At 60.8% G+C, this 14,507-nt stretch carries 12 protein-coding genes; 10 read left to right on the forward strand and 2 right to left on the reverse strand.

Features of this window, described 5'->3' with window-relative positions:
- The first annotated feature begins 9 nt into the window (after positions 1-9).
- The 9 genes from AC07N8_RS13620 (at position 10) to AC07N8_RS13660 (ending at position 9,399) form a co-directional block, all read left to right on the forward strand.
- Positions 10-627, forward strand: a complete 618-nt coding sequence (locus tag AC07N8_RS13620; RefSeq protein ID WP_493144035.1) for an NUDIX domain-containing protein — start codon at positions 10-12, stop codon at positions 625-627.
- Positions 618-1,070, forward strand: a complete 453-nt coding sequence (locus AC07N8_RS13625) for a DUF1249 domain-containing protein (RefSeq protein WP_027922011.1) — start codon at positions 618-620, stop codon at positions 1,068-1,070. The genes AC07N8_RS13620 and AC07N8_RS13625 overlap by 10 nt, the downstream gene beginning before the upstream one ends.
- A gap of 99 nt (positions 1,071-1,169) precedes the next feature.
- Complete coding sequence (gene cpdA / locus AC07N8_RS13630; RefSeq protein ID WP_493144037.1) at positions 1,170-1,985, forward strand: 3',5'-cyclic-AMP phosphodiesterase; 816 nt, start codon at positions 1,170-1,172, stop codon at positions 1,983-1,985.
- Positions 1,986-2,169: 184 nt separating this feature from the next.
- Positions 2,170-2,778, forward strand: coding sequence for a YqiA/YcfP family alpha/beta fold hydrolase (locus AC07N8_RS13635; RefSeq protein ID WP_493144038.1), 609 nt, complete (start codon positions 2,170-2,172; stop codon positions 2,776-2,778).
- A gap of 41 nt (positions 2,779-2,819) precedes the next feature.
- Positions 2,820-4,724, forward strand: a complete 1,905-nt coding sequence (gene parE, locus AC07N8_RS13640; RefSeq protein WP_483841080.1) for a DNA topoisomerase IV subunit B — start codon at positions 2,820-2,822, stop codon at positions 4,722-4,724.
- A complete protein-coding gene (locus AC07N8_RS13645; RefSeq protein WP_493144040.1) occupies positions 4,724-5,713 on the forward strand; it encodes an esterase-like activity of phytase family protein in 990 nt (329 codons plus the stop codon). Before parE ends, AC07N8_RS13645 begins: the two co-directional genes overlap by 1 nt.
- Complete coding sequence (locus tag AC07N8_RS13650; protein WP_483841082.1) at positions 5,710-6,234, forward strand: retropepsin-like aspartic protease family protein; 525 nt, start codon at positions 5,710-5,712, stop codon at positions 6,232-6,234. Before AC07N8_RS13645 ends, AC07N8_RS13650 begins: the two co-directional genes overlap by 4 nt.
- A 7-nt stretch (positions 6,235-6,241) precedes the next feature.
- Positions 6,242-8,509, forward strand: coding sequence for a DNA topoisomerase IV subunit A (parC, locus tag AC07N8_RS13655; protein ID WP_027922005.1), 2,268 nt, complete (start codon positions 6,242-6,244; stop codon positions 8,507-8,509).
- A 176-nt stretch (positions 8,510-8,685) separates the two neighbouring features.
- Positions 8,686-9,399, forward strand: a complete 714-nt coding sequence (locus tag AC07N8_RS13660; RefSeq protein WP_483841083.1) for a PqiC family protein — start codon at positions 8,686-8,688, stop codon at positions 9,397-9,399.
- 252 nt (positions 9,400-9,651) lie between these two features.
- On the opposite strand, the gene AC07N8_RS13665 is transcribed toward AC07N8_RS13660, so the two are convergent.
- Entirely contained in the window at positions 9,652-11,184 is a 1,533-nt protein-coding gene (locus tag AC07N8_RS13665) for an AhpA/YtjB family protein (protein WP_483841084.1), read from the reverse strand.
- Positions 11,185-11,319: 135 nt separating this feature from the next.
- On the opposite strand from AC07N8_RS13665, the gene serB reads away from it, so the two are divergent.
- Positions 11,320-12,534 carry a phosphoserine phosphatase SerB gene (gene serB / locus AC07N8_RS13670; RefSeq protein ID WP_027922002.1) on the forward strand — a complete coding sequence of 405 codons (1,215 nt, stop codon included), beginning with the start codon at positions 11,320-11,322 and terminating at the stop codon, positions 12,532-12,534.
- Between the two features lie 146 nt (positions 12,535-12,680).
- Here serB and AC07N8_RS13675 read toward each other — a convergent pair whose 3' ends face one another.
- Positions 12,681-14,438 carry a cyclic-di-GMP receptor FimW-related protein gene (locus AC07N8_RS13675; protein ID WP_493144044.1) on the reverse strand — a complete coding sequence of 586 codons (1,758 nt, stop codon included), beginning with the start codon at positions 14,436-14,438 and terminating at the stop codon, positions 12,681-12,683.
- Positions 14,439-14,507 lie beyond the last annotated feature (69 nt).

A 14,507-nucleotide genomic window follows, 5' to 3' on the forward strand; every position in this document is an offset into this window, starting at 1 on the left:
AGGATTGTCATGACTGATTTTGCCAACGCCATTCCGACCGCCGTTGATATCGTTCGGCGCGAAAAGTGCTACGAGGGCTTTTACAAGCTCGACCGTGTGCACTTGCGCCACGAGTTGTTCGCCGGCGGCATGAGTCGCGAAATCAATCGTGAAGTGTTCGTACGCCACGATGCAGTGTGCGTGCTGCCTTACGATCCCCAGCGCGACGAAGTGGTGTTGATCGAGCAGTTTCGCGTCGGCGCCATGGGCAAGACCGACAACCCCTGGTTGATCGAACTGGTCGCTGGTCTGATCGACAAGGAAGAAGTGCCGGAAGAAGTTGCTCACCGCGAAGGGCAGGAGGAAGCTGGGCTTGTGTTCGGGGCGCTCTGGCCGATGCTCAAATATTTCCCGTCGCCGGGCGGCAGCAATGAATTCGTGCACCTGTTCCTGGGGCGTTGCGACACGAATGGGGTTGGCGGCCTGCATGGGCTGGAGGAAGAAGCTGAAGATATCCGCGTCACGGTCTGGGCGTTAGAAGATGCCTTGCAAGCCGTGCGTGACGGACGAATTGCCAACGCGGCCAGCATCATTGCCTTGCAATGGTTAGCTTTAAACCGCGCTGAAGTGAGGGGGTTATGGTCGTAAACAAGCTGCGCGATCGCTATCGGGTGGACCTTGCGGGGCTGCAAGCTTCCTGCGAGGCGAACTACGCGCGCTTGATGCGACTGCTGCCGGACATGCGCGACGAGCCGGCGGCGCGGCGCATTGCCGTGACGCATGGCGAACAGATGCTCGGCGTGCTGGCGCTGGAAGTGCTGCAGGTCTGTCCGTACACCACGACCCTGCAAGTGCGCCAGGAGCACAGCCTGCCGTGGCTGCCAATTCCGCAACTGGAAGTGCAGGTCTACCACGACGCCTGCATGGCCGAAGTGGTCAGCGCCGAACATGCACGACGTTTTCGCGGCATCTATCCTTACCCGAACGCCTCGATGCACCAACCGGATGAAAAGGCCCAGTTGAATATGTTTCTGGGCGAATGGCTGAGCCATTGCCTGGCCTGCGGCCACGAGTACGCTGTTGTGCGGTAGTTGTGAACTGCGTCAGGTTCACAGGTTTCCTCTTTTGAGCGTCCCCCAGCATAATTGCGGCACCTATCCACCCCCGTGATTCAGCCCTGGGAGAACGCCTTGCCGAGCGTATCCACATTGACCACCGCCGATTCGGCGTTGCTGGTGCAACTCTCCGACAGCCACCTGTTCGCCGAAGCGGACGGCACGTTGCTGGGCATGAACACGCGGGACAGCCTGCAAAAAGTCATCGAGCTGGTGCAGGCTCAGCAGCCGCAGATCGACCTGATCATTGCCAGTGGCGATCTGTCCCAGGACGGGACGCTGGAGTCCTACCAGCAGTTTCGCGACATGACCGGCCAGCTCGATGCGCCGGCGCGCTGGATTCCCGGCAATCACGATGAGCCACACATCATGGCCGAGGCGGCGGTGCAAAGCGCATTGCTGGAACCGGTAGTGGATGTTGGCAACTGGCGAGTCACCTTGCTTGATTCCGCCGTGCCGGGTTCGGTGCCGGGGTTTTTGCAGGATGAGCAGTTGCAGTTGCTGGCTCGATCATTGAGTGAGGCGCCGGAGCGGCATCATCTGGTGTGTTTTCACCATCACCCGGTGTCGATTGGCTGTGCGTGGATGGAGCCGATCGGGTTGCGCAATCCTGAGGCGCTGTTTGCAGTGCTGGATCGTTTTCCGCAGGTGCGGGCGGTTTTATGGGGGCATGTGCATCAGGAAATCGACCAGGTGCGTAACGGCGTTCGACTAATTGCCTCGCCGTCGACCTGCATTCAGTTCGAGCCGGGCAGTGATGATTTCAAGGTCGGGGAGCAGGCGCCGGGGTATCGCTGGTTGCGGTTGTTGCCGGATGGGCAGATTGAAACCGGTGTCGAACGGGTCACCGGGTTTGATTTTCAGGTTGATTACGGCTCTGACGGTTACTGAGTATCCAGTACGACCGCGTCGCGGCCTTCGCGAGCAGGCTCGCTCCCACAGGGGGCGCATTCCAATGTGGGAGCGAGCCTGCTCGCGAAGGCGTCCGCAAAGTCGACCCAATTCCAGCAGATATCCCCGATCCCCCCGACTCCCTGTAAACTGCGCCTCTTTACCCGACGCACAGGGAGCTCAAATGTCTGGTTCGATCCTTTATATCCACGGTTTCAACAGCGCGCCTTCGTCGAAAAAGGCCACGCAGTTGATGCAGGTGATGGACCGACTCGGCCTGAGCGATCAACTGCGCGTACCCGCCTTGCATCACCACCCGCGCGAGGCCATCGGTCAGCTGGAACAGGCGATTGAAGAGCTGGGGCGGCCACTGCTGGTCGGCAGCTCACTCGGCGGCTACTATGCGACTCACTTGGCCGAGCGTCATGGCCTCAAGGCTTTGCTGATCAACCCGGCCGTCAGTCCGCACCGGATGTTCGACGGGTACCTGGGAACGCAGAAAAACCTGTATACCGATGAGGCCTGGGAATTGACCCACGACCACGTGACGGCCCTGGCCGAGCTGGAAGTGCCGGCGCCCCGGGACCCGCAGCGGTATCAGGTGTGGTTGCAGACCGGTGACGAAACGCTGGACTATCGCCTCGCCCAGCAGTATTACCGGGGCTGTGCCTTGCGCATCCAGGCCGGCGGCGACCATAGTTTCCAGGGTTTTGCCACGCAATTGCCGGCGATGCTGAGTTTTGCCGGTATCGGCGCAGATTTGTATCAGGCGATCGATTTCACAGCACTGTGAACCGTCGCCTCTATTTCACGAACATTTGACGACGAGACCCCATGGCCACTCCCAGCGCTAGCTCTTATAACGCAGACGCCATCGAAGTCCTCTCGGGCCTCGACCCGGTGCGTAAACGCCCCGGCATGTACACCGACACCAGTCGGCCGAACCACCTTGCCCAGGAAGTCATCGACAACAGTGTCGACGAAGCCTTGGCCGGGCATGCGACGTCGGTGCAGGTCATCCTGCACGCCGATCACTCCCTGGAAGTCAGCGATGACGGCCGTGGCATGCCGGTGGACATTCACCCGGAAGAGGGCGTGTCCGGAGTCGAACTGATCCTCACCAAGCTTCATGCGGGCGGCAAGTTTTCCAACAAGAACTACCAGTTCTCCGGCGGTCTGCACGGGGTGGGTATTTCCGTGGTCAACGCCTTGTCGAACGAAGTCCGGGTGCGCGTAAAGCGTGACGGCAACGAATACCAGATGACCTTCGCCGACGGTTACAAGAAAACCGAACTGGAAGTCATTGGCACCGTCGGCAAGCGCAACACCGGTACCAGCGTGTTCTTCGCGCCGGACCCGAAGTACTTCGATTCGCCGAAATTCTCCATCAGCCGCCTCAAGCACGTGCTCAAGGCCAAGGCCGTTCTGTGCCCGGGGCTGCTGGTCAGTTTTGAAGACAAGGCCACCGGCGAAAAAGTCGAATGGCATTACGAAGATGGCCTGCGTTCCTACCTGGTGGATGCGGTCAACGGCTTCGAACGTCTGCCGGACGAGCCGTTCTGCGGCAGCCTCGCCGGTAATAAAGAAGCGGTTGATTGGGCGTTGCTGTGGTTGCCGGAAGGTGGCGACAGCGTGCAGGAAAGCTACGTCAACCTGATCCCGACGGCCCAGGGCGGTACTCACGTCAACGGCCTGCGTCAGGGTTTGCTCGATGCGATGCGCGAATTCTGTGAGTTCCGCAGTCTGCTGCCACGCGGCGTGAAGCTGGCGCCGGAAGACGTCTGGGAACGCATCGCCTTCGTGCTGTCGATGAAAATGCAGGAGCCACAATTCTCCGGCCAGACCAAAGAGCGTTTGTCGTCCCGTGAAGCGGCGGCCTTCGTCTCCGGTGTGGTCAAGGACGCGTTCAGCCTGTGGCTCAACGCCAACCCGGAAACCGGCATGCTCCTGGCGGAATTGGCGATCAACAACGCCGGCCGCCGCCTCAAGGCGAGCAAGAAGGTCGAGCGCAAGCGCATCACCGCAGGGCCGGCGCTGCCGGGCAAACTGGCCGATTGCGCCGGGCAGGACCCGATGCGTTCCGAGCTGTTCCTGGTGGAAGGTGATTCCGCCGGCGGTTCCGCCAAGCAAGCGCGGGACAAAGAGTTTCAAGCGATCCTGCCGTTGCGCGGCAAGATCCTGAACACCTGGGAAGTCGATGGCAGCGAAGTGCTGGCCAGCCAGGAAGTGCACAACATCGCCGTGGCCATCGGTGTCGATCCGGGCTCGGCGGACATCGCGCAGCTGCGTTACGGCAAGATCTGCATCCTTGCCGACGCCGACTCCGACGGTCTGCACATTGCCACGCTGCTGTGCGCCTTGTTCGTCCAGCATTTCCGCCCGTTGGTGGATGCCGGTCACGTCTACGTCGCAATGCCGCCGCTGTACCGCATCGACTTGGGCAAGGAGATTTACTACGCCCTGGACGAAGCCGAGCGTGATGGCATTCTCGATCGACTGGTCGCCGAGAAGAAACGCGGCAAGCCGCAGGTCACCCGATTTAAAGGCCTGGGTGAAATGAACCCGCCGCAGCTGCGTGAAACCACCATGGACCCGAACACTCGGCGCCTGGTGCAACTGACGCTGGAAGACTTCGAAGCCACTTCGGAAATGATGGATATGCTGCTGGCGAAGAAACGCGCCGGTGACCGCAAGTCCTGGCTGGAATCCAAGGGCAACCTGGCCGAGGTTCTTGGTTGATGCGGCTTGGCTTTGCCCTGGCGTGTGCGTTACTTCTGACCCCGGTTCTGGCCTTGGCTGAACCGGCACCAGAATTGCGCGTGATCTCCGAGCATCCGGTTGACGGTATGCGCGGTGGCAACCTGTCGGGGCTGGCCCAATGCGGCAAGGACTTGTGGACGGTCTCTGATCGCGACGATGATCAAATCTACCGCCTCGATACCAGCAACCCGACCTGGCAGGCCGAAACCGTGGGCATCGGCGTACCGCCGGTGCCGGACACCGGTTTGCCTTGGGGTTTGCGTTCGCGAACCTGGGTGGCGTCATTCGTGCGGGGCGGCGATCTGGATTTTGAGGGCATTACCTGCGACAGCGCCGGCAATCGCTACATCGTCAGCGAAGGTCATGCGGCCGTCCTCCTGGTGCCTCCCACTGGGCCGGCGAGCTGGCTGAAAATCTCGCCGATGCTGGTTCGCGAAGCGCGGGCCAGCGGCATGCTGTTGCAGTTCAATGCGCTGTTCGAGGGCCTGGTGATCAATCCTGCGGGTGATCAGATATGGTTCGCTGCCGAACGTCAAAGCCGCGGTTTGTTGACGATCAAGCGTAAACAGACCGTTTGGGATTGCGACGGTGGCTGTGTGCTGTTGAGCGAAGCGGGGATGGAAATGCAGCCGCCGCAGTTCCCTCATGCCAGACCGGTCAACCGGGATTTCTCTGACCTGTCATTGTTCAACGGCAAGTTGTTTACCCTTGAACGCAACGCCTATCAGATTTGTCGCCGTGACCCGCAGACGGCCAAGGTCGAACGCTGCTGGTCGTATGCGGCCGAGTTGTTGCAGGAAAACCGTCGTTATTCGCAAAATTATGGGCTGGAAGAGGCGTTGATCATTGACGCTGACGGTGCCTGGATCGGCGTCGACAACAATTTCGGGCCCCGTGCCGATGGCGAAGTCCGCCCGGTTGTCTGGCGCTTCGTCGCGCCTGAAGGTGGCTGGAGCGCGAAGCCGTGAGTCAACAACCGCCGGGCAAGCGCGCCGGTCGAGTATTGATGGTGCTGGCCTGGTGCGCGGCACTGTTTCTGGCCACGCGGTTTTTCGGCCAGTGGGAAGAGCGGCAGCAAAACCCGAATGTGGTGGTCAGTTCCGAACAGGGTGACGGGTTTATCGAAGTGAAACTGGTCAGCAACGGCCAAGGGCATTTTGTCGCCAGCGGTGCGATCAACGGCCACCCGGTGGATTTCATGCTCGATACCGGGGCGACGGACGTGTCGATTCCGGCCAGTGTGGCCGAGGGATTGAAACTGGAACAAGGCTTCGGGGTGACCCTGAGCACGGCCAATGGTCTGAGCGAGGGCTATCGAACCCGCATCGACCGGCTGCAGCTGGGCGACATTGTGTTGCGTGATGTTCGCGCGCTGGTCGCACCCGGCCTGGAAGGCAAACAGGTGCTGCTCGGCATGAGCGCACTGAACAAACTTGAATTTACCCAGCGCGGTGGCACCATGCTGCTGCGCCAGACAACGAACCGATGAGGCCCGCATGAGCGACTCCCTTGATCTCAGCCTGGACGGTGTAGAACGCCGGTCACTGGCTGACTTCACCGAAAATGCCTACCTCAACTACTCCATGTACGTGATCATGGACCGTGCCTTGCCGCATATCGGCGACGGCCTGAAACCGGTACAGCGACGCATCATCTACGCGATGAGCGAGTTGGGGCTGGACGCCGATTCCAAGCACAAGAAATCGGCGCGTACCGTCGGTGACGTGCTCGGCAAGTTCCACCCGCACGGCGACTCGGCCTGCTACGAAGCCATGGTCCTGATGGCCCAGCCGTTCAGCTACCGCTACACGCTGGTCGACGGTCAGGGTAACTGGGGTGCGCCGGATGATCCCAAGTCCTTCGCCGCCATGCGTTACACCGAAGCACGGCTGTCGCGTTATTCCGAAGTGCTGCTCAGTGAATTGGGCCAGGGCACCGCGGACTGGGGCCCGAACTTCGACGGCACCCTCGACGAGCCGCTGGTGTTGCCGGCACGTTTGCCGAACATCCTGCTCAACGGCACCACCGGCATCGCCGTGGGCATGGCCACCGACGTGCCGCCGCACAACCTGCGCGAAGTCGCGACGGCGTGCGTGCGTTTGCTCGATGAGCCCAAAGCCACGGTCGAACAGCTCTGTGAACACATCCAGGGCCCGGATTACCCGACCGAAGCGGAAATCATCACCCCGCGCGCCGACCTGCTGAAAATGTACGAAACCGGCAAGGGCTCGGTGCGCATGCGCGCCGTGTACCACATCGAAGACGGCGACATCATTGTCACCGCGCTGCCGCACCAAGTGTCCGGTGCCAAGGTGCTGGAACAGATCGCCGCGATGATGCAGGCCAAACCGTCCAAGGCCCCGCAGATCGCTGACCTGCGCGACGAGTCCGACCACGAAAACCCGTGCCGCATCGTGATCATTCCCGGCGCGCGCAAAAACTTTGACCACGATGCACTGATGACGCACTTGTTCGCCAGCACCGAGCTGGAGTCGAGCTACCGGGTCAACATCAACATCATCGGCCTGGACGGCAAGCCGCAGCTGAAAAACCTGCGGGCGCTGCTGGTCGAGTGGCTGGAATTCCGTGTGCAGACCGTGCGTCGCCGCCTGCAATTCCGCCTCGATAAGGTCGAGCGTCGCTTGCACCTGTTGGACGGTTTGTTGATCGCTTACCTCAACCTGGATGAAGTGATTCATATCATCCGTACCGAGGAACATCCAAAAGCAGCCCTGATCGCGCGTTTCGCCCTGAGCGAAATCCAGGCCGACTACATCCTCGACACCCGTTTGCGTCAGTTGGCGCGACTGGAAGAGATGAAGCTGCGTGCCGAGCAGGATGAACTGCTCAAGGAACAAGCCAAGCTGCAAGCGCTGCTGAGCAGCGAAGCCAAGCTGAAAAAACTGGTGCGAACCGAGCTGATCAAGGACGCCGAAACCTATGGCGACGACCGTCGTTCGCCGATTGTCGAGCGCGCCGAGGCCAAGGCCCTGACCGAACACGACCTGCTGCCGAACGAGAAAGTGACGGTCGTGCTGTCGGAAAAAGGCTGGGTCCGCTCTGCCAAAGGTCACGAAATCGACGCCACCGGGCTTTCCTACAAGGCCGGGGACGGTTTCAAGGCCCTGGCGGCCGGGCGCTCCAACCAGTTTGCAGTGTTTATCGACTCCACCGGTCGCAGTTATTCGGTGGCGGCGCACACGTTGCCATCGGCCCGTGGCCAGGGCGAACCGCTGACCGGTCGTCTGACGCCACCGCCAGGTGCGAGCTTCGAATGCGTGTTGATGCCGGAAGACGATTCGCTGTACGTGATCGCCTCCGACGCCGGCTATGGATTCGTGGTCAAAGGTGAAGATTTCCAGGCCAAGAACAAGGCCGGCAAGGCGTTGCTGAGCCTGCCGAGCAACTCGAAAGTCATACTTCCGCGCCCGGTGGCGGATCGCGAGAGCAACTGGCTGGCCTCGGTCACGACCGAAGGTCGCCTGCTGATCTTCAAGATCAGCGACCTGCCACAATTAGGTAAGGGCAAAGGCAACAAGATCATCGGCATCACCGGTGAGCGTGTGGCCAATCGCGAAGAATATGTCACGGACATCGCTGTGCTGCCGGAGGGTGCCACTTTGGTGCTGCAGGCCGGGAAACGTACCTTGTCACTGAAAGCAGACGACCTTGAACACTACAAAGGTGAGCGTGGACGTCGTGGTAACAAATTGCCACGTGGCTTCCAGAGGGTAGATGCGCTGCTCGTCGAAAACCTCAATTAAGCGTCCTAGAGCGCTCGATCTACGATTTAACGCGTAGATCGACGCATTGGCGCTGGAGTCGGAACGCATATTCACGGATGATATGGCCTTTCAAGCGCCGGCGTGGCCGAGCGTTCTTCATATTTATTGAGTATTTTCACTGTGGTCAGCCTTGTGGCGGCCACCTGGATGGGACGATGACTGCTCTGCGCCTTCCTTTTATTTTGATGCTCGCTGGCGTTTTAGGCCTGGCGGGTTGCAGCGTTCACCAGCCGGTGTCGCTGTATCAACTGGACAGCGGAAGTCCGGTTGCGCCTGCGCAAAGCGCGGGCATGGCGGTATTGTTGGGCCCGGTAACTGTTGCTGATTACCTGCAACGCGAAACCCTGTTGCAGCGTCAGCCCGATGGCAGCCTTCAGGCGTCGACCGACGGTCGTTGGGCCGGGAGCTTGTCTTCGGACATCGATCAGTTGTTGCTGCGTCAGGTGGCCGGTCGTCTGGACAGTCAGCGCGTTGTGCTGGCGCCTGCGACCCTCGGCTTCACGCCGGATGTTCAAGTGCTGCTGACGATTACGCGCCTGGACTCCGGTGAGTCGCAACCGGCCATCCTCGATGCGCAATGGCGTTTGATCGACCGTCGTGGCCAGGTTCGCGATAACCGCATCATTCATCTGCAGGAACAGCACGCGGGCGGTACAGCGGCGCAGGTTCAGGCTCAGGGTGTGCTGTTGCAGCGTCTGGCGGAGCAATTGTCGGTGGCGTTGAAGCCATTGGCTAATCAGCCGCCGATTGCTGAAGCGCCAAAGAAACCGGCTGCCAAGCCTGTGGCTCCGGCGGCAGAGCAAGAGAAACAACCGAAGATCCCGATGGCTTCGCCGATCCGGACCGATATGGAAGTGTTCAGGTTCTGAGCCTGGACTGATCCAAGACAAAGCCCGCCTTGTGCGGGCTTTGTTGTTTCTGCAGGCTGGAGGTCTTCGGTGCTGCTGAGGGCCCTTTCGCGAGCAGGCTCGCTCCCACAGTGGATCTCTGATGACCACAGAATCTGTGTCCACAGACGATCCCTGTGGGAGCGAGCCTGCTCGCGAAGGGGCCAGAACAGACAACAAAAAACCCGCAGATGATCACTCATCTGCGGGTTTCTTTTGCATCTCGGCTAGTGCTTACGCCCGACGTTCATGCATCCGCGCCAACTGCCGCTCCAGCATCGATGGATAAGGCTCCATCAACCGCTCCACGCAGCAAGCGCCCTCAGGGCTGGCAATCGGACGAATCCGTGCACGCTGACGGATCAGCGCATCGTCACTGATCTTGCGCTCCACCAGCAGCAGGTTGCGGCTGTGTTGCGACAGGGCCAGGGCGTCCTGAGCGGATTCGGTCAGCAGCAAGTCGATCTGACTCATACCGAACAATTCCTCGCCCAGCGTCAGGCCCAGCTGCAATTGCAGGGTGATGCCGCTGTCCGCGACTTCGATCTGCAATTGATGGCCCAGGGCCCGCAGCAGCTCACCGCAGCAGATGGCGTTGGTCAGGTAGTCGTCGCCGCTGTCTTCGGTGTGGAACAGCATCAGCGTGCTGCCATCGTTCAGGGTATGCAGTTCACTCTGGTAGAGCGAAGCGGCCTGATCGAGGCAGTCGCGATAGCGCTTCAGCAATTCTTCCAGGCGTGTGCGAGGCAGGCGACGCAGTTGATCCTGGGCGCCCAGTTGCACGGCCAGGACTGCACTGTGTTGCGGCACGTTCGAGATCACCGGTTTTGCGACCGGTTTCGGCGCGCTGGCGGCGGACTCGTCACGCAGATCGGCAAACGCGTCATCGTCGTCATCGTCTTCAGCGGTGCTGACAATGTGCCGTGGCGCCGGTTTGAGGGCTGCCACAGGCTTGGTTTCGTCGAAACTCGGGTCACGCAAGTTGCGCACTTCGAAGGACGGCTCGTTGTCGTCCGCGTCTTCGTAGTCGCTGTCGTCGTACTCGGGCTCTGGCGCAGGCTCTGGTTCGGCGGGCTCCGGCGCGAAATTGGCGTGCAGCTGACGGGCAAGGTCGCCGATTTCATCCTGGCGCTCGGTGGCCGGGGTGTATTCGTCGATATTGCGCAGCCACACGCGCAATTGCAGCAGTGGCGTGGAGATATGCCGACCCAGTCGCAGGCTCAAGGCCAGGGACAGGGCGAGCAGAATCGCACTCAAAATGCCCATGCTTTGCAGGCTGATGGTCATCGGCTGCTGGAACTGATCCATGTCCAGGCTGATGCGCAGTTGCCCGGCGGTCACGTCCTGGAACGTGATCTTGCTCTGGTACATGCCCTCGGCTTCGCCCAACAGGCTGTGCTTGGGGCGCTGACCGGCTTCGGCGAGGATGCGGTTATCCACGCTATAAATGGCGGCGTGGGCCACCAGTTTATTCTTGGTCAGGTTGTTGAGCAGCACGTTGAGGCTGAGGATGTCGTTGGACACCAACAGCTCCGTGGCGGACGTGGCGGTCTGCGTGGTCAGGCTTTCGCCCAGCGCATCAGCCTGCTCGTGCATGGCCTGCTTGAACTGCAAACCCATCACGCAGGCGTAGATCACCAGGGCCAGAGCGACCAGGATCACGTTATGGCTGGCGATGCGCAATGCAATCGGTACACGGCGATGGCGCAGTGCCCGGAAGATCAGCAGAAAGAAGTTATCGGTTTTTACTGGCGTGGGCCGGTTCACTTGAGCTCGGCTCTTTTGTCCGTGAAGTTGACGCGCAGTATAGCGACAGGCCCTAGACCGGCAAAGCGCTCACGGTGCCCGATGGTCACTGAAAGTGGGTAGAATGCGGTTTTTTTCCACTTGCGGGGGTGCGCCTTGCGCGAAATCGTTCTGATAAACATCACGGGAGTCGACCGTCCGGGTCTGACTGCGGCCATTACCGGCGTTCTGGCCCAGGGTGGTGTGAACATTCTCGACATCGGTCAGGCGGTGATCCACGACACCCTGTCGTTCGGCATCCTGGTTGAAATTCCGGATACCGAGCAAGGCAAATCGGTGCTCAAGGACATCCTGTTCAAGGGCTACGAGCTCGACCAGCAGGTGCGTTTCACGCCGGTGTCCGAAGAGGATTACCAGCAGTGGGTCGGCAATCAGGGCAAAAAGCGCCACATCGTGACGCTATTGACCCGCAAAGTGACCGCCGGGCAATTGCAGGCCGTGAGCTCGATCACCGCCAAATATGGCCTGAACATCGATCACATCGATCGCTTGTCCGGCCGCATGCCGCTGGACACTCCAGCCGACAAGGGCAAGGGCTGCATCGAGTTTTCCGTGCGTGGCGAAGCGGCTGATCCGCAGGCGTTGCGGGCCGAGTTCCTCAGCGTTGCGCAGGAACTGAACGTCGACATCGCCTTTCAGGAAGACTCGCTGTTCCGTCGCAACCGTCGCCTGGCGGTGTTCGACATGGACTCGACCCTGATCGAAGCCGAAGTCATTGACGAATTGGCCAAGGCGGCTGGCGTGGGCGATCAGGTGTCTGAAATCACCGAGCGGGCGATGGCCGGCGAGCTGGACTTCCGCGCGAGCTTCAAAGAGCGTCTGGCCTTGCTCAAAGGCCTGGACGTCAGCGTGCTGGATTCGATTGGTGCGTCCCTGCGCCTGACCGAAGGGGCCGAAACCCTGTTCGCCGAACTCAAGCGCCTGGGTTACAAGACCGCGATTCTGTCGGGTGGCTTCACCTACTTCGCCAAGCAATTGCAGGCCAAGCTGGGCATTGACTACGTATTTGCCAACGAACTGGAAGTGGTCGACGGCAAGGTCACCGGTGTGGCGGTCGAGCCGATTGTCGATGCGCAGCGCAAGGCGGATCTACTGCGCGAGCTGGCGCATAAAGAAGGTTTGCGTCTGGAGCAGACCATCGCGGTCGGCGACGGCGCCAACGATCTGCCGATGCTGGCGATTGCCGGGTTGGGCGTGGCGTTCCGCGCCAAGCCGTTGGTGAAGCAGTCGGCGAAGCAGGCGATTTCCACGCTTGGGCTGGATGGCGTGCTGTACCTGTTGGGTTTCCGCGATCGCGACGGGCAGCTCTGATTTCTCGCTTGCGTGATCGGGCCTCTTCGCGAGCAGGCTCGCTCCCACATTTGATCTGCTGTGAACACACCACTCGTGAACGCCAGTGATCTATTGTGGGAGCGAGCCTGCTCGCGAAGGACGCGCCGCGGTCCTTCAGGCCGCACTCAAAGCGAAGGCCACAACGAATCAAACACCTCCTCAACGCCGCTCCCCGCGGCGTTGTCGTTTCTGCTCGCTTCCAGCGACCGATAAGCAAACTGATTAAAACTGTTGGTGCTCGCCACCCGCCGATCCAGCCCGGCCCGGCGTTCCTGGCCGTTGGTGTTGATCAGTACCTTGTTGCCTTCCTGAAACGGTAAACGCGGGGCGAGCACGGTGGCGGGCAGGTCGATGGCGCTGATTTGCGGCAGCAACAAGCCACGCAAGTAATGGCTGTGGTCATCACTGTTGCGCACCAATTGCAGCCCGCAAGGCTCGGCGAAGGGCGCGACCAGCTCGATGCCCATCTGCGTACCGCCACCGCGCACTTGGCGAATCCAGCGCACGACCGCAATGCTCCAGCCTTTATTGACTGAATCCTCGATCCCGACCATTTCCCCGGCCTGTAGCTCGGCGGGCACCGCGTTGGGCCAGGCCAGGCAATAACCACCGGGGCTGTGATTGATGACGGGCAGGGCATAGGTCGGAAAATGCCGGTTGCTGTCGGCCTCTTGGCTGTCGTCGTTTTGCAGTTGCGGGTATTCAATTTCCTCGTAGGGCAGCAAGGCATCGCCCGTGCCCTGTGATGCGGCATCGAACGCCTGATGCCAAGGGTCGCTGTCCCGACTGGCCGCAGGCATTGCCGAAAACTGCGCGAGCCGGTTGCCAGGGTTTTTCAACAGGTCGCTGAATGAGCGCTGCCCGCCGAGATAAAAGTGCAGTGCGCTCATCCCCACGCACAGGGTCAACGTACCTTGACCGGCCGTTCGCTGAAAACTGCGCTCGGACGCTTGTCCCCAGGCCGCGTGCAGGTGTTGCAGCGTGTCCACGCTAAGGCCTGTCGGCACGGGCAAGTCGCCTTTAATACCTTGCAAGTGTGTTTCGATGGCGTCGACCAGTGGCTGCGGATCAATCCCCAGCAAATCGGCCTGCTGCTCGGCCCGGAACTTGCCGCGGTAACGCGGGCCGGTATCGAGGTCCGGGGCGATGGCGAACAGTCCATCCGCCTGTAGTTTGACCCGGTGACTCCAGGCTTCCAGCGCTTCGGCGAGGCGAGCGATCTGGTTCTGGCGCAATTGATTGCAGCGTGACGCACCCAGCAGCAGGGCGGCGGCGTAAGTCTGTTCGATGCTCAGGGAGGGCGTCTGGCTGGCCAGCTCATCGCGCAGGCTCAGGTGTTGCAGTCGATGTTCGCAGCCGATCCGGTACAGCTGATGCAACTCCAGCCACACACCGTCCGGCACCGGGCAGTAGAGCTGAGTGGCGCGGATCAACTGGCCGTTCAGGCAATGAATTGCCCGTTGCAACGCTTGCGCCAGCAACGGCGCACGGTCCTTGCTGAAACGCGGCGAGATACGGATGACGATCTGTTTGTAGCCGATCGCCAAATGACCTTGCAGGGCCTGGCAGAGATTGGCGATCTTGCGCGAACGTTCGTCGAGGACAATCGCCTGGTGCAGGAAATGCCGCTCCAGGTGTTTGCAGACGTAATACACCTCGGGCCTGAGCAACTCGAGCATGGGCAGGCGGTTGGCACTCGGGGTCAGCAGTTGGTTGAGTTCGCCCAGGGCTTGATAGAGCTGGCGGGCGGTTTCGCCGATGTTGGCTTTGGGCAGGGCGGCGATCCAGCGCTTGAGGTCGCGCGGAGTGGCTTCGCAGAAAGTCAGGCGCAGTTGCGCGGGGACGGGGGCGCTTAGCAGCAGATGGGGACTGGTCTCATTCATGCCGTGGAAAAACTCCAGCCGGTCAATGGGCAGTGAATGACCTGACTGTAGCAGCTATGTCCATCAGCG

The sequence above is a fragment of the Pseudomonas sp. GW821-FHT10C09 genome (assembly GCF_059415465.1).

Bases quoted from the DNA above. Each gene is read 5' to 3' on its own strand.
- AC07N8_RS13620 (WP_493144035.1), top strand. From the start codon at position 10: ATGACTGATTTTGCCAACGCCATTCCGACCGCCGTTGATATCGTTCGG.
- AC07N8_RS13625 (WP_027922011.1), top strand. From the start codon at position 618: ATGGTCGTAAACAAGCTGCGCGATCGCTATCGGGTGGACCTTGCGGGG.
- AC07N8_RS13635 (WP_493144038.1), top strand. From the start codon at position 2,170: ATGTCTGGTTCGATCCTTTATATCCACGGTTTCAACAGCGCGCCTTCG.
- parE (WP_483841080.1), top strand. From the start codon at position 2,820: ATGGCCACTCCCAGCGCTAGCTCTTATAACGCAGACGCCATCGAAGTC.
- AC07N8_RS13645 (WP_493144040.1), top strand. From the start codon at position 4,724: ATGCGGCTTGGCTTTGCCCTGGCGTGTGCGTTACTTCTGACCCCGGTT.
- parC (WP_027922005.1), top strand. From the start codon at position 6,242: ATGAGCGACTCCCTTGATCTCAGCCTGGACGGTGTAGAACGCCGGTCA.
- AC07N8_RS13660 (WP_483841083.1), top strand. From the start codon at position 8,686: ATGACTGCTCTGCGCCTTCCTTTTATTTTGATGCTCGCTGGCGTTTTA.
- AC07N8_RS13675 (WP_493144044.1), bottom strand. From the start codon at position 14,438: ATGAATGAGACCAGTCCCCATCTGCTGCTAAGCGCCCCCGTCCCCGCG.